This is a genomic window from Psychrobacillus glaciei, assembly GCF_008973485.1.
In the GTDB taxonomy this organism is placed as follows: domain Bacteria; phylum Bacillota; class Bacilli; order Bacillales_A; family Planococcaceae; genus Psychrobacillus; species Psychrobacillus glaciei.
This window is the reverse complement of the sequence record NZ_CP031223.1, coordinates 3,490,787-3,509,922: the sequence shown is the minus strand read 5'-3', so window position 1 is coordinate 3,509,922 and position 19,136 is coordinate 3,490,787. Positions and strand designations below refer to the sequence as shown.

Annotated in this window: 20 protein-coding genes; 19 read left to right on the top strand and 1 reads right to left on the bottom strand. The window is 35.4% G+C overall.

Annotation, left to right across the window (positions count from 1 at the left end; all coding sequences use genetic code 11):
- Nucleotide 1: 1 nt before the first annotated feature.
- The 15 genes from PB01_RS16640 to PB01_RS16570 all read left to right on the top strand — a co-directional run bounded on the left by PB01_RS16640 (nt 2) and on the right by PB01_RS16570 (nt 15,362).
- Complete coding sequence (locus PB01_RS16640) at nt 2-1,429, top strand: YlbE family protein (protein WP_151701223.1); 1,428 nt, start codon at nt 2-4, stop codon at nt 1,427-1,429.
- Nucleotides 1,430-1,499: 70 nt separating this feature from the next.
- Nucleotides 1,500-2,663 carry an ankyrin repeat domain-containing protein gene (locus tag PB01_RS16635; protein ID WP_151701222.1) on the top strand — a complete coding sequence of 388 codons (1,164 nt, stop codon included), beginning with the start codon at nt 1,500-1,502 and terminating at the stop codon, nt 2,661-2,663.
- A 29-nt stretch (nt 2,664-2,692) separates the two neighbouring features.
- Entirely contained in the window at nt 2,693-3,661 is a 969-nt protein-coding gene (gene arcC / locus PB01_RS16630; protein WP_151701221.1) for a carbamate kinase, read from the top strand.
- Between the two features lie 303 nt (nt 3,662-3,964).
- Entirely contained in the window at nt 3,965-5,506 is a 1,542-nt protein-coding gene (locus tag PB01_RS16625; RefSeq protein WP_151701220.1) for a xanthine permease, read from the top strand.
- A 101-nt stretch (nt 5,507-5,607) separates the two neighbouring features.
- On the top strand, nt 5,608-6,075 hold the full coding sequence (locus PB01_RS16620; RefSeq protein ID WP_151701219.1) for a nucleoside deaminase: 468 nt from the start codon (nt 5,608-5,610) through the stop codon (nt 6,073-6,075).
- A gap of 698 nt (nt 6,076-6,773) precedes the next feature.
- Nucleotides 6,774-7,205, top strand: coding sequence for a hypothetical protein (locus PB01_RS16615; RefSeq protein WP_151701218.1), 432 nt, complete (start codon nt 6,774-6,776; stop codon nt 7,203-7,205).
- A 135-nt stretch (nt 7,206-7,340) separates the two neighbouring features.
- On the top strand, nt 7,341-7,886 hold the full coding sequence (locus PB01_RS16610) for a GNAT family N-acetyltransferase (protein ID WP_151701217.1): 546 nt from the start codon (nt 7,341-7,343) through the stop codon (nt 7,884-7,886).
- A 158-nt stretch (nt 7,887-8,044) separates the two neighbouring features.
- The gene (locus PB01_RS16605) at nt 8,045-8,701 is read left to right on the top strand and encodes a Type 1 glutamine amidotransferase-like domain-containing protein (protein WP_151701216.1); all 657 of its coding nucleotides are present in this window, start codon (nt 8,045-8,047) and stop codon (nt 8,699-8,701) included.
- A gap of 163 nt (nt 8,702-8,864) precedes the next feature.
- On the top strand, nt 8,865-9,278 hold the full coding sequence (locus tag PB01_RS16600) for a VOC family protein (RefSeq protein WP_151701215.1): 414 nt from the start codon (nt 8,865-8,867) through the stop codon (nt 9,276-9,278).
- A gap of 482 nt (nt 9,279-9,760) precedes the next feature.
- A complete protein-coding gene (locus tag PB01_RS16595; RefSeq protein ID WP_151701214.1) occupies nt 9,761-10,219 on the top strand; it encodes a GNAT family N-acetyltransferase in 459 nt (152 codons plus the stop codon).
- Between the two features lie 439 nt (nt 10,220-10,658).
- On the top strand, nt 10,659-11,138 hold the full coding sequence (locus PB01_RS16590) for a hypothetical protein (RefSeq protein ID WP_225986076.1): 480 nt from the start codon (nt 10,659-10,661) through the stop codon (nt 11,136-11,138).
- A gap of 136 nt (nt 11,139-11,274) precedes the next feature.
- Nucleotides 11,275-11,652: a hypothetical protein gene (locus PB01_RS16585; RefSeq protein WP_225986075.1), complete on the top strand. Its 378-nt coding sequence runs from the start codon at nt 11,275-11,277 to the stop codon at nt 11,650-11,652.
- 1,961 nt (nt 11,653-13,613) lie between these two features.
- The gene (locus PB01_RS16580) at nt 13,614-14,003 is read left to right on the top strand and encodes a RidA family protein (RefSeq protein WP_151701213.1); all 390 of its coding nucleotides are present in this window, start codon (nt 13,614-13,616) and stop codon (nt 14,001-14,003) included.
- A 301-nt stretch (nt 14,004-14,304) separates the two neighbouring features.
- On the top strand, nt 14,305-14,952 hold the full coding sequence (locus PB01_RS16575; protein ID WP_151701212.1) for an alpha/beta family hydrolase: 648 nt from the start codon (nt 14,305-14,307) through the stop codon (nt 14,950-14,952).
- Between the two features lie 164 nt (nt 14,953-15,116).
- Nucleotides 15,117-15,362, top strand: a complete 246-nt coding sequence (locus PB01_RS16570; RefSeq protein ID WP_151701211.1) for a cold-shock protein — start codon at nt 15,117-15,119, stop codon at nt 15,360-15,362.
- 152 nt (nt 15,363-15,514) lie between these two features.
- Here PB01_RS16570 and PB01_RS16565 read toward each other — a convergent pair whose 3' ends face one another.
- Nucleotides 15,515-15,910: a transposase gene (locus PB01_RS16565; RefSeq protein ID WP_264158156.1), complete on the bottom strand. Its 396-nt coding sequence runs from the start codon at nt 15,908-15,910 to the stop codon at nt 15,515-15,517.
- 389 nt (nt 15,911-16,299) lie between these two features.
- Here PB01_RS16565 and PB01_RS16560 point away from each other — a divergent pair, with 389 nt between their 5' ends.
- The 4 genes from PB01_RS16560 to PB01_RS16545 all read left to right on the top strand — a co-directional run bounded on the left by PB01_RS16560 (nt 16,300) and on the right by PB01_RS16545 (nt 18,496).
- A complete protein-coding gene (locus tag PB01_RS16560; protein WP_151701210.1) occupies nt 16,300-16,545 on the top strand; it encodes a hypothetical protein in 246 nt (81 codons plus the stop codon).
- Between the two features lie 110 nt (nt 16,546-16,655).
- Entirely contained in the window at nt 16,656-17,045 is a 390-nt protein-coding gene (locus tag PB01_RS16555) for a RidA family protein (protein ID WP_151701209.1), read from the top strand.
- Between the two features lie 178 nt (nt 17,046-17,223).
- Nucleotides 17,224-17,901 carry a hypothetical protein gene (locus PB01_RS16550; RefSeq protein ID WP_151701208.1) on the top strand — a complete coding sequence of 226 codons (678 nt, stop codon included), beginning with the start codon at nt 17,224-17,226 and terminating at the stop codon, nt 17,899-17,901.
- Nucleotides 17,902-18,085: 184 nt separating this feature from the next.
- Nucleotides 18,086-18,496: a hypothetical protein gene (locus PB01_RS16545; RefSeq protein WP_151701207.1), complete on the top strand. Its 411-nt coding sequence runs from the start codon at nt 18,086-18,088 to the stop codon at nt 18,494-18,496.
- Nucleotides 18,497-19,136 lie beyond the last annotated feature (640 nt).

The window sequence follows — 19,136 nt, the reverse complement described above, 5'->3', positions numbered from 1 at the left end:
CATGAGTAAAATTAACGAACTATTTAATGAAAAAATAAATGTCATTAACGTGGGTATTGAATCCTTCAAAGATGACATGATAAAACAGAATGCTACTGTAACACATTTAGAGTGGATGCCACCAGGTAGAGGAAATCCGGAAATTATTGCTGCACTTGATAAATTAGAGGAACCGACAATTGCAGAAAAAATTGAAGAAGCAAATAAACTTGCGGTGGAGAAAATTGTTAACTCACAACCCGTATTAATCGGCTTCGATCAAGCAATCAATGTTGTTCCTGGTATGACGAAAACAACTATTTTACATGCTGGGCCACCTATTACTTGGGACAAAATGAATGGACCAATGAAAGGTGCAGTAACTGGAGCAATAGTATTTGAAGGACTAGCTAAGGATATTGAAGAAGCAGAAAAATTAGCTGCATCCGGAGAAATTACTTTCTCTCCTTGTCATGAGCATAACTGTGTTGGTTCAATGGCTGGTGTAACTTCTGCGTCAATGTTTATGCATATTGTTGAAAACAAAACATACGGAAATATTGCGTACACAAATTTAAGTGAGCAATTATCAAAGATTTTACGTATGGGTGCGAATGATGAAAGTGTTATCAATCGTTTAATTTGGATGCGCGATGTATTAGGTCCAATATTACGTGATGCAATGAAACTAAGTGCAAATGGTATTGACTTACGATTAATGCTTGCACAAGCACTTCATATGGGTGATGAGTGTCATAACCGTAACATTGCGGGTACAACATTACTTATCCAGGCTTTGACGCCTTTAATTATTCAAACAGATTTTACAACTGAGCAGAAAAAAGAAGTGTTTGAGTTTGTAGCAAGCAGTGACTATTTCTCAGGTCCGACTTGGATGGCTCTATGTAAATGTGCACTAGATGCTGCTCATGGTATCGAGAACAGTACAGTGGTGACGACAATGGCACGTAATGGAGTAGAATTTGGTATTCGTATAAGTGGTATCTCTGGTAACACATGGTTTACTGGACCAGCTCAAAAAGTAATCGGACCAATGTTTGCTGGCTACAAACCAGAAGATTCTGGACTGGATATTGGTGACAGTGCTATTACGGAAACTTACGGAATTGGAGGATTTGCAATGGCAACCGCTCCTGCAATCGTTGCACTTGTAGGTGGAACAGTTGAAGATGCAATTAACTTCTCCACAAAAATGAAAGAAATCACAACTACTGAAAATCAAAACGTTACTATTCCAATGTTAAATTTCATGGGAATTCCAACTGGAATCGATGTTCGGAAAGTGATTCAAACTGGAATTATGCCTATTATTAATACAGCAATTGCGCATAAAGATGCGGGAATTGGAATGATTGGTGCAGGTATTACCAACCCACCGGTGGAAGCTTTTGAGAAAGCCATTCTAGCATTAAGTGAAAATATTATTTAAGAAAAAAATAGGTCCTAAACATAGTTTAGGGCCTCAATAATATTGCGGATCAGCAAAGGAGAGAAAAATTGTGGATAATCAATCCTTACATATTGAACTTATTAAAGCGAGTGAATTAGGGGATCTTTCTACTATTGAAAAGTTGTTACAAGAGGGTGCAAGCGTTGATTTTAAAGACGATGCTGGACGTACTGCTTTAATGGCAGCTACTCAAAAAAATCAAGTGGCGGCTGTGAAGATCTTAATTGAAGCTGGAAGTGATGTAAATAAGAGAGATATTACACAACTATCTCCGTTTATTTGCTCCGCAGCAAATGGTTTTCATGAAATACTGCGATTGATGATTAGTGGTGGCGCCAAATTAAACAGTGTAAATCGTTTTGGAGGAACAGCTTTATTACCTTCCAGCGAAAAAGGTTATTTAAAAACAGTACAAGTTTGTATCGATGCTGGTGTTCCAGTAAACCACATGAACAATTTAGGTTGGTCTGCATTACTTGAAGCCGTGATTTTAGGGAATGGTGGTCGCTTATATTCTGATATCGTTCAAACACTTGTAGATGCTGGTGCGGATGTAAATTTAGAGGATCGCGATGGAAAGTCATCCCTTCAACATGCGAAAGAGTTAAATCAACAAAAAGTAGTTAGTATTCTTGAAAAAGAGATAAACGAAAATAATGAGTATATTAAAAATGCTAAGCTATTTGCGAAAATGGATAACTATGAAGATGCCATTTTAGAAATGGACAAAGGATTAGAATTAGATAGTCAAAATACGGATTACTTCTATTATAAAGGTTATTTCCTACAAGAGATAAAGCAATATAAGGAAGCTCTTGAAGAGTTCAACAAAGCAATATCGATAAATCCAAATGACTTAGACTTTTATTTTTACACAGCAAATTGTTTGAGATTGTGGAAAAAACCAGAGGAAGCTTTGGCTGAATACGATAAAGCATGTGATATCAATCCGAATGAAACATTCTACCGTTACCATAAATCAAATTATTTAAGAGAGCTTGGAAGACATGAAGAAGCTGTTATTGAAATGGATAAACTTTTAACACTTCAACCAAATAGATATGACTTCTCCTTTCATAAAGCAAACAGTCTAAGATCTTTAGGCAAGCATGAGGAAGCTATAGAAGCAATTGAGAATGCAATTAAGAATGATCCAACAAATCCTTTATATCATTTTCATAAAGAACAATCGATTGAATTACTAAAAAGATAAGGTAATTAAGCATTATAGGGGGAATTCAAGTGGGGGAAGTAACAATTGTTGCCATTGGAGGCAATGCGTTAGTTAAAGAAAATGGACTAGATTCGATACAAGATCAATATGAAGCAGTACAAGAAACAGTAGTACATATTGCTGATATGGTAGAAGCGGGATATAAAGTAGTCGTTACACATGGTAATGGACCTCAAGTGGGATTCGGATTAAGACGATCTGAAATTGCAAATGAAGTAGCGGGCATGCCTGCGATACCACTTGTTAATTGTGTAGCAGATACACAAGGTGGTATTGGATACCAAATTCAACAAGCAATGACTAACGAATTTGCAAAAAGGGGACTGAACAAAAAAGTTGCTACTGTAATAACTCAAGTAGAGGTAAGTTCAGATGATCCAAATTTTGAAAATCCAACAAAACCAGTAGGATCATTCTTTACATTAGAGCAATCTGAAAAAATGAAAGAAGAACATCCTGATTGGAAATTCATCGAAGATTCAGGTCGTGGTTATAGAAGAGTTGTTCCATCTCCAAAACCAATTAATATTGTTGAAAAAGATGCTATTAAATTGTTAATAGATTCTGATTTTGTTGTTATTGCTGTTGGAGGCGGGGGAATTCCTGTTGTAAAATTAGCTAATAATACGTACGAAGGTATTGATGCTGTAATTGACAAAGACTTTGCTACAAGTTTACTAGCAGAGCAAATAGATGCTGAGACATTAATTATTACAACTGGTGTTTCAAGAGTATGTATTAACTTCGGTAAACCTAATCAACGTGCTTTAGATAAGATTTCAATTGAAGAAACAAAACAATTTATGGAAGAAAATCATTTCCCAGCTGGAAGTATGCTTCCAAAAATTGAAGCGAGCCTAAGCTTTCTAGAGAAAAATGGAAAAAGAGTAATTATTACAAACCCAGAAAGCTTGAAAGAGGCAATAAAAGAAGAAGCAGGTACACATATTATTAAAGAAAAAGTGGCAGTGCTATAAGATATTTTGGGAAGACTTCTAGATAGATAGAATCTTCCCAATTAGCTTATTTTTTTAAACCAAATTTAAATAATTTAATTATTAAAATTTTCAACCAATTATATATACCTTTGTATAAAACGCCTAATAATTTCACCATTTTTTGGTTTAGTTATACGATGACTATCTAGCGATTTCTGATAAATTAATAGTATAAGGAGTTGTTAATTTTAGTAAATGAAAACGCTACCATTAAAATGTAAATTGGCTGAGAATCAATTACTAGAATAATTGTTTATTAATAAAATGCAAGGAGTGTTAGTTATGGGGAATGTAGTTTTTTGGAAAAAAGGAGACATTGCTGCTTCTTTCGGTTTGTTCGTTAACGTTTTGACAGACTTTTTGGTTATGATTTCATTATTAATTGGTGTAGTTGGCATGCCAACTGAGTTTGTTTTTAAACGAATTGTTCCTGGCTTTGGACTTGCGGTATTGTTATCTGGTGTTATTTTTGCTTATTTTGCCTATAAATTAGCCAAGAAAACAGGTAGAACAGATGTTACTGCATTACCATCAGGTTCTAGTTCACCTGGTATTTTTCTTATCGTATTTGTGATTATGCTTCCTCTATATCATCAAACACAGGATGCTGTTTTTACAACATCAGTCGCTGTGCTTTGGGGCTTTATTGAGGCTGCCATTTTATTTTTAGGTGCATTCATAGGAGATACGATTAGAAAGCTTGTCCCAAAAACTGTATTATTAGCATCCTTGGCAGGTTTGGCATTTGTATTCTTAGGTATGAACCCAATGCTACAATCTTTTGAAATGCCTGTAGTGGCATTTGTTGCCTTAATAGTCATCTTCATGAACTGGTTAAGTAGACATCCAATATTGAGAAGAATACCTACAGGTGCATTATTGATCCTAATTGGAACTTCAATTGCTTGGATAGCTGGATATCAAAATCCTGCTGATGTTACTGAAGCTCTAAAATCATTCGGATTTAATCCTCCTAAGGTGCATTTAAATGGGCTTTTCGACCATGTTGAAGCTGCTTTGCCATATTTATTAACCGCTATACCTTTAGGGTTATCGAACTTCATTTTTAATCTGGAAAACGTTGAAGCTGCTGCTGTTGTTGGTGATGAATACAATACTAGAGACGTTATGCTTGCAAACGGTTTTTCTACTGCAATAGGTGGCATTTTTGGTAATCCATTCCCAGTAACAGTTTATGTAGGACATGCTGGTTGGAAAGAAGTTGGTGCAGGTTTAGGCTATTCCATTGCTAGCTCTCTTGCCATATTCTTATTATCGATTTTCAGTCTAATGGGTCTTTTACTAGCTGTTGTTCCAATTGCCGCAATTGTTCCGATGCTCGTGTTTATAGCGATTGTAACAGGACATCAAGTTGTTAAAGAAAGTCCGAAATTTGAAGCTCCAGCAATATTTGTATGTTTCTTCCCATGGGTTGCTAACTGGGCACTTGTTGCAGTGAATAATGCACTTTCAGCTACTGGTATGTCGGTAGGAGAGGGTGCCGATCAAGTTTCTTCACTTGCCCTGCACAATGCTGGACTTTTCTACGATGGCTTGGTAGCTCTAGGTAATGGTGCTCCTATTACTAGTGTACTTTGGGGTTCTATAGCTGTATTTACTATCCGTAACACGCCTATTGGAGCTATAATAGTTTCAGTACTTGGAGCTGTCTTATCTTTTGTAGGTGCAATTCATACAAGCACAATCGGAATTGCGCAAGATACTGCTATGCCTTTCGTTATAGGATACCTACTAATGGCAGTACTCTTAGCTTATAAACTATATGTAAATAAGAAAGAAAATATTGGTCCTGTTACAGAGTAAAATGGAAGCTCGTGTATAATTTTTCTATTTTTACACGTTCGAAGTGAGAGAATTCTACATCTATTAATAAAATAATTCGAGAGTATTCGGAGGGTTATAAAATGGATTACATGAAATTAGCAGTAGACGCAACAGTTGAAGGTATGGATAAAGGACATGGCGGTCCATTTGGAGCGACTATCGTTCGTGGAGATGAAGTTATCGCAGCAGTAAGTAATACAATGATGAAAGATACGGATCCATCTGCACATGCTGAAATGGTAGCTATCCGAGTAGCTTGTGAAAAATTAGGTACAATGGATTTATCGGATTGCGTAATTTATGCAACATGTGAACCATGCCCAATGTGTATGGGAGCAATCATTTGGTCTGGCGTGAAAGAAGTTCATTATTGCAGCACAAGAAATGATGCAGCTACACACGGATTTTCAGACATCCATCTTCGCGAGTATTTAGATGGTTCGGATGAAAGTGTAGTAAATATGATTAAAGTAGAAGATCGTGAAGACTGCGACAATTTATGGGAACATTTTCATAAATTAAAGGAAGAGAAAGTAACCTCTATATAAATAAAATTACCTAAGGTCTATCCTTAATAATAAAATAACCTTTGTCCACAGAAAGTTTGGGACAAAGGTTATTTTATTATTAATCGAATCAATTTCATGATTCAAATTTAGAACATAAAACGCGAACAATATTAAAGTGAAATGTGAGAATATGTATAATATACTCTTCAAAAATCAGCATGATTTCCGCTTTCAGAGGGGTAAGCGATGAGCCATCACCGCCGCCTATCGCTCCAATCAATATATTAAGTATTGTTCGTGTTTTAATAATTGGCTTTGTTAAAGGAAAAGGTTGATTTATCGAAAAATAGTACGGTGACACCTACCCTACATCCGATTAAATTTTCTTCACCTCAATTGGATATTTATATTAAAATAAAAAAAGTTTGTGAAGGTTTACACTTAAACTACCATGAAAATTAATTTCTTCAAGAAAAGAAAAATGACAATACTTAAGAAGACCCCTGCTTAATCGTAAAAAAAAGAGGAGAGCGGATATTAATAAGTCTATTGATTTCGGTGGACTACTAGTATTGACTCCTCAAACCATTTTCATTCTCTGTGGTGAAGCGCTGATTTTGCGCTTCATGGATGGCTAACGCAGCAGGTTAGTTTAACAAGGAAGTTACAATTTATTATCGAAGTAGAATAACTTTAGATTCGAACAAATATGGTTAAAAAAGATAAGGGGTCAGACTATGATGAAACGCTTATTTTTACTATTTTGTATAGGAATCAGTTTGGTTGGCTGTAATCAAGAAGAAACAATAAAAGCACCAAAAGAAATACAAGCAGAGACACTTCAAACTGAACATATTGAAGAAAAATCGTTTACAGTTGAAGAACGCCAAAGCGAAGGGTATAAAAGTATAAAAGAAGTTGTTAAATATGATGAAATAAGGACCGTTGTTGAAATAATTGAAAACGCTGAATGGGAAGAAAACATTAAGGTGGAGATGGCACTTCCTCCTGAGTATCGTTTTAAATTGGGTTCGATTAACTACGCTATATGGGTGACTCCGTATAAAGATAGATTGGAGATAATCCCTGGGGGTCAGTCAAGATATATAAAATTACCAATTGAGGACTCAGAAATTTTATATAAAATAATTACTGGAAAAGAACTTTAAGGTAAAAAAGTTATTCAACTAACGGGTGCTTTACTTTAATAAGGAGTAGAGTTTTTTTTACTAAAGCAACAGTTTAGTTGAAGAAGGAATTATTCAACTTAGCGAGAATGTTATTACATTGGAGGGGAAATGAATATGAACGATTTATTTACAATAGACTGCGGTGAAATACTATTAAGAGAGTTTAGAATAGAAGATGTAGATGCTATTTATGAACTGACTTCACAACCTGAAGTTTATGAGTTTTTACCAGATTGGCGTTCGACTAGAGAACAAAGGTTAGATTGGGTTACAAATTATGAGATACCGGATAATAAAGAGTTTTTAGCTAATGTCCCAAGCATAGGTGAAAGGTGGCTGAAGTTGGGAATTGTTTTAAAAGAAACTGATGAATTTATTGGTTTCTGTAATACTGGTATTAAAGAGGAACTAATTGGAACAAATCGAGAAGTTGCTTACTCTATTTCTAAGCATTATAGAAATAAGGGGTACACAACACAAGCAGTAAAAGGATTAGTAAATTACCTATTTGAAAACACTGATGTTAAACAATTGAACGCTGTGGTTCTTCCACGCAATGCAGCTTCAAATAAAGTAATAGCAAAATGTGGCTTTCATCTTAGAGGGAATGTTGAGATTGAAGATCAAATACATTATCATTACATGCTTGTAAAAAAATGATGAATTAAGTTTCAACTAACGGGGCGGGTTAGTTGAATAGCGTTGTAAAACTTGTGTTCAACAATCGGACCAAATTGAGAGTATTTTGTTGGTGACAAGAAAACAGAATGAGTGACGTAAGGAATAAAAGTTATTTACACTTTTCTACGGGGGTACTTATGAAAACTCACTATTATTTAGGTTGGTTTAACAATTTTTTTCCGGAGAATCTGGGCAGGGTGTTACAGGAGGATATAACTGATAGAAAATCGCTTGCTATGATTAGCTCGAATCCAGCTATTTATGAAGATGATGGTGCTACTGAACGCTCGTGGCTTGACCAGGCTGGCATTATGTTTGATGAATATCATTTAATTAATTACCGCGTACAGAAGGAAGATGCCCAAACGATAATTCAAAATGCTTCAGTCATTTTCTTGTTGGGTGGGAATACTCTTAAACAAAATGGTTTTTTGATGGAATATGAATTATCGGATTCGATTAAAAAAAGCAGCGCCGTTGTGATGGGAGCAAGCGCTGGTGCAATCAACATGTCCGCTAAATGGTTATGCTCGAAAAACTTTGGATATAAAGTTGAAATGAGCTCTGTTTACGACGGAATCGGTCTTGACAATTTTTCCGTCCTGTCTCATTTTGATCTTGAAAATAACATTGCACTGGTTCAAAGCGAACTATCTCTCCTATCGGAAGAAATAAATATTTATGCGTCGAACAAAGATTGCGCTGTACGTGTAAAGGGAGACAAAATCGACGTTTTTGGCAATGTTTTTTTAATTTCCCACTCAAAGATTCAGAAATTGGTTGAGACGCTCTAGTTGTAGTGAATGAATACGCGTCTCTTTTCTCTTCTTTAACTAATGGATTCTTTAGTTCAATAAGGAGTAAAGCCTTTTTCTTATTGAACTAAAGGTGCAGGATAGTGGAACAAAATGATTTTTTCGAGGGTGAAGGATAATAATATTGAACGGAGGAACTAAATTGGAATATGTTTTAGATCACGTTGGAATTGCTGTTAGAAGTATTGATGATGCTCTTCCCTTTTATCTTAATGTATTAAATGGATTATTAGAGGACCGTTATACAAGTGATACACCTGGTGTTGAAGTACACGTTGCTGTTGTCAGAACCAATGATAAAGTAATTGAATTACTGGAACCAACCAACAAGAACTCTCCAATGGCTCGGTTTATAAAGCAACGAGGAAAAGGGGTGCATCATATTGCATATCGAGTTGACGATTTGGACAAAGCAATACTCAAGGCTAGTAAAAAAGGAGTTCGTTTTCTAGAGGACACACTACGTACTAACACGCGTGGAAGAAGGCTCATTTATGTTAATCCCGCATCAACTGATGGAACTTTAATTGAACTTTGTAGCTATGTGAATAACTAAAGAAAAATTAACTTGAATTTTCTTAATTGGTAGAAGCAATTCAAAGAAACAATATGGGGAATTAACGTGAACTTTAAATAAACTATAACGTTGTTCAACTAACGCAGCAGTTTAGTTTAAGAGCGGTGTTTAACTTGTGTTCAACAATCGAGACATTTAATAGAGCAAGTTTAATTGAACTACCATGAAAATTAATTTCTTCAAGAAAAGAAAAATGACAATACTTAAGAAGACCCCTGCTTAATCGTAAAAAAAGAGGAGAGCGGATATTAATAAGTCTATTGATTTCGGTGGACTACTAGTATTGACTCCTCTAACCATTTTCATTCTCTGTGGTGAAGCGCTGATTTTGGCTTCATGGATGGCTAACGGGGTCAGGTTGGTTTAATCGTATCCAGATTTATATTTATAATTATCTTGGTAGGAGGGAATGTAGAACATCTCAATTGAGGACGAACTACAAAGGGTAGGTGATAAATCCTATGAATTTCGAAATAAGAAGTCTTGAAAGACACGATATCCCATTCTTGCGGGATATGGTGTATGAGTCCGCGTTTGTACCAGAAGGACAAAAACCTTTCCCAAGGACAATACTAAACGAACCATCTGTCTCAAAATATGTGGCTGGATGGGGGGAACAGAGCGGTGATATTGGATTGATTGCGGAAAAAGAAGAACAAAAGATTGGTGCCATTTGGTTGCGTCTGTTTGATGATGAAACGCCAGAAATCGGAATTGCCATCCTTAAAGAATTTCGGGGTAAAGGAATTGGAAATGCTTTAATGCGTGCGCTCGAAACGGAAGCAAAAAATTATGGGTATCAGAAATTATGTTTAAGCGTAGACCCAAGAAATCCAGCTTGTCGTTTATACGAACAATTCGGATATGAACATGTTGGCTGGGATGATACTTACTGGGCAATGGAGAAGGAATTAGTTTGATACAACAACAATAGGGTGCACTTGCACAAACTGCAAGGCTCCCTTTTTAAATTAATAGGGAGCATTAATTCAATATGACGTGTACTAACAATATTCACCAATTGGGAGAGATTGGCGAATAAGCGTCTCTGCTCTTATTAAACTACCATGAAAATTAGTTTCTTCAAGAAAAGAAAAATGACAATACTTAAGAAGGCCCCTGCTTAATCGTAAAAAAAAGAGGAGAGCGGATATTAATAAGTCTATTGATTTCGGTGGACTACTAGTATTGACTCCTCAAACCATTTTCATTCTCTGTGGTGAAGCGCTGATTTTGCGCTTCATGGATGGCTAACGGGTGCTTTAGTGAAAGATAATGGAGTTGAATTGGCAGCTCTTTTTCTTATTGAACTAACGCAGCAGGTTAGTTGAATAAGAATATAAAAAGGAAGGTGTCAATGTGCGATTAATATTTCGGAAATTCAGAAAAACAGGATTCGTAATTGTAGCTTTATTGTTTATTATGGTGGGTATCATTATCTTTGCTAATACTAATAGGAATTATTCTGCATCAGATGTATTAGGGGATTATGCTGATTTAAATGCTAAAAACCCATTTGTAAGCATGAAAAGTATCGATATAGAAACAGGGGATATATTCACAACAATTGAAATTCCAGAAGAAACGCAACAGGAACTTATTGATGCCTTTAAAAATGCTAAATTTAAAAGAGTAACAGATATTTCAAGTGATTACGATTACCGAATCAATATTACATTTAATACAGGATATGCAATGTATGTTGATTCAGATAAAAAATTACTTTGTATCATTGATACGCATGGTGATAAGAACGAATACTATACAATCGAAAATGATAGTGATTTCTTCAAGATTTTAAAGAATTCCACGAAAAAAAATAGTAAGCCTGAATTATGATTTTTCACTAACTGGTGCTTTACTTCAAGAAGGAGTAAAGCCTTTTTTCTTCAGCTAAACTAACGCAGCAGTTTAGCTGAAGAAGGGATTTTAATGAAAATCATAGAATAGGTTACCTAATGAAGGAGGCGATAACTTGTTTTTATATCATATGTTCATTGAAAATGATAGTGACCCATGTATAAGTCCACAAAGGGTTTTAAAAGAAGGATTAAATCATAAAACTGCAACCAAATGGTATTCTAATAGTGGTAATCTATTTCCAGATTTAACAAACCGTTTTAGATCAGCAAATTTACCAAAATGGATTGACTTTAAAGTTGCTTTCAGAGCAGATTTGGAAGTGTATGAATATCCTTACTATCGATTTCCAGTATTTAGTAATAAAATTTTAGTTTTTAACCGAGATATATCAAGTGATTTATTTGCTTATAAGGAAGATATATATGATAGTGGCAAAGGACGTTTTGTTGAAGGATTACCTTCAAAGGAAGATTTAATGAAAGATTATTAGGCAAGTACTAACACTCTCGAAGAAGTTTTAAAGAATAAGCCTTTTAATAGCCCTGAACTTTATATTTTTGAACAAGTTCCTTCAAAGATAATTGACTATATAGTGTAAATTCTTCTTCAACTAACGCAGCAGCGCGACAAGTTTTGTTATAAGCACTAATGTGTGAAAAAACAAGGGATTTCTTCGGAAATCCTAACTTTATAACCGAGGATAGGAATGATAAAACCACGTATTTTGAAACTATCCCATTGATACTCCTGCATGCGTCATAATAGACAGATTATGGGGTCTGAAGCTCAGGTAAAGTCGGCAGAACAAAGGCTGAAGCCACTCCTCACGGAAAAGGTATGCCAATGGATATGTCGGATGGCTGAAAAACTAAATATGGTGAGAATTTTCTTACGGAAAAGAACAGACGAACTTCCGAATGTACGGGTCTAAAGTTAGAGCATAAGGAAACTTGTGTACCATCCAACGATGGGGTGAGTGACGTGGAGTAAAAATTGCTGCTCTGAAACACGTTATACCGAACAATGGCGGTATCCAGCTCATAGGCTTACAGGAAGCACCTAAGTTTAGAAAAAGATAGCTAGGTTATAAGGTACTTGGAAAATAAGGAACGTTGGATCAAGGGCTGTCACCCGAAACGGTTGCTATAAGCTAAATGGCGAAATGCATTGGTCCTTATGAGGGTAGGGGTACGACCAGTGAAACCTCTGTAATGGAGGTGGAGGAACAGCCCCAAGTCTAGCGATAGGTAATAATTATTTTTCAACTGTGCATTGCACCGGTCTGGTAAGAACGTGGGAACATCATTTCATATAAGAATGATGCCACAGTGCAAGCTCTTCGATGAAGAGTAACTTGAAACTTATAATTAATAATACCATCGTTAGATGGAACGCGGAATGCTTGGAAACTGGCACGTTCCGTGCGGAGTAGGGGAAAAGCCGGAGATAACTTCAAACGTTTACCTATTACTAACGTTTAGTTGAATAAGAAAAATGGAAGGAAGTGAATATTGTGATTCACTTTGCAGAATTAGGAATTTTCTTTAATCCAATACTTGCGATAATTATATGCGTAAATTTAGTTACTATTATGGAAAAAGTAAAAAATAGTGAAGATACTTCTACTAACACTATAATTGTTAGTTTATCTTTAGCTTATATTGTTTTTACTATTTCAATACTTGCTAGCTCTTAATTTGTTCTTGTTGAACTAACGCAGCAGGTGTGCGGCCGAGCCTAGGTCGTATCATATAGCGGGTGGGATTCCCGTCGAGAAAGAACTAGCCATTCACTCGTAGCGAGTCTTGGAGGGCTAATGGTAACATTAGCTTTTAAGCGTAGACAGTTAGGTGGCGGGCCGAAAGCCGAATGGTTGAAGGGATTGAGCCCCATAATGTTAGTAAATCGAGAGGGTTGATGCCTTACCTGCGGCAGAAAACTACATTTTATTCTTCGTAAAAGGCAAGAAGGATAAAACCTCTCTGGGGTCAGAGACCTTGGCACGTCACACATGGATATGATACGGCAACTCGGGAGACCCTACCGGTCTCTTCTTATAGAAGAGTATGGTGTACAAGCGATAATAAGCAAGGAAACCAAATGCCGTTGTAGGGAGTCGGATAGCAGCGTAGTACCAATGAAGTTGGGTAATGCCGATGGAGGAAAGGCTGCTACCAAGTTATCACCCTTAATAGGGACACATTTACTACACACAGAGGTAGAGATAATAAATGTAAACTAAACTATTGAGGATAGCAGAATCAGTGTGAATGATGACTTGGAGGAGCCGTGTGCGTAAATAGCGCAAGCACGGTTCTGTGAGGGGGGAGGAACACAATCTACCTTAAGGTAGAGAGGTTCCCTTCTACTCGACTAGTTTAATATGAAGTAAAGAAATGCATGGTCAACTATAATTTGAAAGTTAAATATTACGTAAAGGAATGATTTAAAGTGAAAATTTCAAGAAATCCAGATACAATTCATAATCCAGTGGCTCCTTATGTACACCAAATAGAGATTACAGGTCCAAATAGATGGTTGAATTTATCTGGACAACTAGGTATGAGAATAGATGGCATTGTACCAGAGAATCCACTAGAGCAACTACAATTAGCTTTAGAAAACGTAAAGAAGAATCTTGATGCTGCTGAAATGGAGATTGAAGATTTGACAAAAATGGTATTCTACTTAGTTGGAGATTTTGAAGTGGTACAACGAAGAAAAATAATTGGAGATTTTCTCGGAGAACATCTTCCTTGTACTACAATGATTTATGTAGTAGCACTAGCAGCACCTTCATTTAAAGTAGAAATTGATACATGGGCTTGTAAAGATATTTGATTTGTAGTTAAAAGAGATGGTTTTCTAATCAATTTTATTAAAGTTTGTGAAATGGTGTACTTAGACTAACAGGGGCTTTAGCAGAACAAGGCTGCCTTTGGGGTAGCTTTTTCATATTGAACTAACGCCGCAGTTTAGTTTAACAAGAAGGTTTTTTTGCAAGAATGTCGAAGTTGTAATGAAACAGGAAATTATTCAACCAACGAGGTAGAAAAATAGAGTCGTAATTTAGTGAAGTTGTTAATTTGAAAAGGAAAAGATAAGAATGATTTATCAATAATTAAGGATAGGGGGAATACCAATGAAGGGTACAAAAATCTCAGTAGATACAAATGATAGCCTTAAACAGATAGAGTACACACATATTCAAACGGGTTCTAAAAAAATTTGTTTTATGTTTTCGGGTACTGGTTATACCTACGATAAACCCTTGCTTTATTACGCTACTATGGTAATGCTTGAAAATGATTTTGATGTTGTTCAAATTCACTATTTATATAAAAAAGAAGTATTCGAACAATCATTCGAAGAAATAACTAATATCATTATGGATGATGTTAACCCTGTTATAAATAATGTTCTAGCTAATTTTCATTACAATGAAACAATTTTCCTTGCGAAATCACTTGGAACAATTCCTGTTATTAGTGAATTTATGAAAAGAGAAGCTTTTAATAAGTCAAAGATGATATTACTAACCCCTTTACTGAAACTCGATAGAATGTATGAAGAAATTTTAAACAGTAGTCACGAAGGATTGTTAGTCATTGGTGACAAAGACCCCCATTATAACTTAGAACAAGTCGAACAACTGGCACAGCGAACCTCTTTTACCGTTGAAGTAATCCATGGGGCGAACCATTCGTTAGATAATGTAGACTATGACACACAAACTTCTATATCCTCTTTAACGAAAGTGATGATAGATTTGAAAGAATTGATTAGATAAATTAGGAAATGCAGAATTATCAGGTATGAAAATAGAATGTTTTCCCCAATGTTCTTATTGAACTAACGGGTGCTTTACTTCAAGAAGGAGTAAAGTCTTTTTTCTTATTGAACTAAAGTACTCAGTTTAGTTGAGTAAAAAAATGAATTGGAGGTCGAACAGATATGAAACGAGAGGGAGTTGTTAAATGGTTTAAAGAAGAAAAGGGTTATGGTCGTATTATGCTTGACGGTGAAGATGGAAATCATGTTTTTGTTCATTTCAGTTCGATTATACCTAATAAAGAAAGATTTCCGAATGGATTCATATTCCTTAAACAAGGTCAAAAAGTATCCTTTGATTTAATTGAAAACCCAAATTCTATTGACCAAAAGCAAGTTGCAGAAAATATAATCATTATCTCTGACTAAAAAATTCTTCTTCAACTAAACCAGCCAATAGTTTGTCAATATTTATTAATAAAAAACAAATTAGTTCATGCTATACTAAAATTGTGCATGCCAAATAACCTTTCAATTTTCTGTATTTGGAAAGGTTTAGGCTTTTTAGTTATATTTTAATACTAGGTAAGATATTGGAAAAATGAATTGTTTTTTAAAAGTGCATAAATCCAATGTAAAAGCTTATTTGCACATGCTATTACAGCTACTTTAAAGGGCTTTCCTTCTTCACGTTTCTTATCATAAAACTCCCTTAACCTCTTATTTCGAGGAATGAGTTCATCTGTCGTTTTCTTCTTGCGACTATCACGAATGGCACTTTTAACGGCCATATATAAGGCATGTCGTAGTCTACTAGAACCTCTTTTGGTAATCCGATTCAAAGTACCTTTGAATGTACCAGATTCAAAAACACTTGGATCAATTCCTGCAAAGGCAACTCTTGAACCTGACTTTCGCCTTTTGCCACATCCAGACCAATTACTGGATTCATCATTATTTTCCTCCTTGTCATACAATTAACCGGTAACCCCTATTCCTCCATGTAGTATCATAGCTTCGCTTGTTATACGAGATCAGAGTCCCAACCAGCCTCAATCATGTTTCTACAAGTAGGGGGCGAACTGTTTAGTTGACGGGATCAATAGCCCCACGGGTGCTTACGTTCTACCCCGGCTACCGCAATCATATATCGATATAAAAAAAGGTCAACCAGAAATATCTGGCTAACCTTATAATACGAACGGATGCTTTACTTCAATAAGGAGTAGAGCTTTTTTTTACTAACGCAGCAGTTTAGTTGAACAAGTAAAATACATTTTTGATAATTACAAATGGAGCATTTGCTTAAAAATGGAACCTCAATTCGATTCAAACGTATTAAAGTAGTGGGGCGGGAGGGAATTATATGTTTAAAATAATTTTATTTTTTATCGTTGTGATTGCATTCTATGCTATTTCGATTTGGCAATATATAATTCCAACTAAGGCTATTCATTTGTGGTTTCAACCTGCATATACTGAGGAACCTAAAGTAGATGAGGCATATGTAAGGCGTTCCCTTATAATAAGAGGTATTTTCTTCACGTTGGTATTTATCGTAATAATATATAGTTATTTTCACGAACGAATGCTTTACTTCAAGAAGGAGTAAAGCTTTTTTTCTTATTGAACTAACGTTGCAGGTTAGTTTAATATGAAGTAAAGAAATGCATGGTCAACTATAATTTGAAAGTTAAATATTATGTAAAGGAATGATTTAAAGTGAAAATTTCAAGAAATCCAGATACAATTCATAATCCAGTGGCTCCTTATGTACACCAAATAGAGATTACAGGTCCAAATAGATGGTTGAATTTATCTGGACAACTAGGTATGAGAATAGATGGCACTGTACCAGAGAATCCACTAGAGCAACTACAATTAGCTTTAGAAAACGTAAAGAAGAATCTTGATGCTTCTGAAATGGAGATTGAAGATTTGACAAAAATGGTATTCTACTTAGTTGGAGATTTTGAAGTGGTACAACGAAGAAAAATAATTGGAGATTTTCTCGGAGAACATCTTCCTTGTACTACAATGATTTATGTAGTAGCACTAGCAGCACCTTCGTTTAAAGTAGAAATTGATACATGGGCTTGTAAAGATATTTGATTTGTAGTTAAAAGAGATGGTTTTCTAATCAATTTTATTAAAGTTTGTGAAATGGTGAACTTAGACTAACAGGGGCTTTAGCAGAACAAGGCTGCCTTTGGGGTAGCTTTTTCATATTGAACTAACGCCGCAGGTTAGTTGAAGAAGAGGTAATGAACAATAGATAAGGGGTTTTAGAATGCCTATCCTAAGAGAATTTGATTTGGATATACCATATGTTAAAAGTAGTGGAGATAAAGAAGACTACGAGAAGAACTGGAAACAACAACGAAGAGAATTTCGAGATGAAATAAGATGTGTAGCATCTTTATTTGAATGCCATTTTGAAAAATTCAAAACGGAGAAATGTTGGAAATTATTAGTCGAATGTGTTGAAAGAATTGTAGATGAACGAGTTATCGGCGAAGATATTTGTATAGTACAAGTTGAATTAAATATTGAACGATACTTTCAATTGTCTAATATAGAAAAGAAAAAGCTGATTTTAAAGTTACTAAAAAACGGTATTGAGAAAATCATTGATGAAAAGGGCTGGAACAAACAACTTTTCGAAAGTGCTTATCAACAAGTCATTGATTGCAATTATATTAACGAACGTATATGGAAACAACCGAAGAAAAGTCCTAATCGAAAACATATTGCAGAAGTGTTTTGTGAACACGATATTGATAAATTTGAAATAAGCATCATCGTTAAAAATAACGAAGGTGAAGTAGTTAAACGTGAAAAGTTAATTACAGAAAGACCGAACGAATGGGCTTTTACAAAGCATTTTGGGAAATTAAAATGGATATCATCCAATGAAGTGACATTGGTCAATAAAAATGAATCAAAGCAGTGGATTGTTCAAATATAAAAAAATTATGATCACTTAAAGAATAGTCCTTATTCAACTAACGGGTGCTTTAGTAAAGTTCTTTGAGTTGCTTATGCGGCTTTTTTTTTTGCTCAACTAAAGAAAAAAAATAGTTTTTAAAAAAAGACATAACATTTATGAAACCTCACACAATAAAATAGATAAAAAAATGTGGAGGTTCTATATGTTGAATTCTGTTATTAGAAGATTACTTCTTTTCTTTATCATATTATTAACTATTTCATCTGTGGTTTATGCCGAAAATAATGACCTAGAGCAAGGTGTAAATGAGGAAGGAACTGTAGTTTACCATGTTAAATACGATTATGATGCATTATCTAGTTTTTTGAAGTTAAGCCGTGATGAGTATGAAAAGTATTGGAAAGAAGGACTTTCTATTGCTGACATGGCGACGAAACAGGGGATATCGAGAAGGGATATAGAGGGCTATTTTTATGATTTCCACTTTAAAGAAATGCAAAAGTGGAGAATCAAAGGTCCTCTTACAGAAAAACATTATTTCCACCTTGTTTATAGGTTAGCAGATGAAATCGAGGATTTTATTGAACGTAATCCAAATCGCAAAACCAACTAACTAGGCACTAAGTGAAACAATTCAAGTCAACAATCGTTGGTTTGAATTATTTATTTCAGGATATTGAAAGTACTTTACCTATACCGAATCAGATAAACAGACGGTGAACTTTCCAAGAAAATGTGAAGAGTTTTACTTTAACTAACGGGTGCTTAGTTAAAGACCAAGGGTTGCTTAGGTAGCTCTTTTTTCTTATTGAACTAACGCAGTAGGTGTGCGGCCGAGCCTAGGTCGTATCATATAGCGGGTGGGATTCCCGTCGAGAAAGAACTAGCCATTCACTCGTAGCGAGTCTTGGAGGGCTAATGGTAACAGTAGCCTTTAAGCGTAGACAGTTAGGTGGCGGGCCGAAAGCCAAATGGTTGAAGGGATTGAGCTCCATAATGTTAGTAAATCGAGAGGGCTGATGCTTTACCTGCAGCAGAAAGCTACATTTTATCCATCGTTAAAGGCAAGAAGGATAAACCTCTCTGGAGTCAGAGACCTTGGCACGTCACACATGGATATGGTACGGCAACTCGGGAGGCCCTACCGGTCTTTTCTTCTTATAGAAGAGTATGGTGTACAAGCGATAATAAGCAAGGAAACCAAATGCCGATGTAGGGAGTCGGATAGCAGCGTAGTACCTATGAAGTTGGGT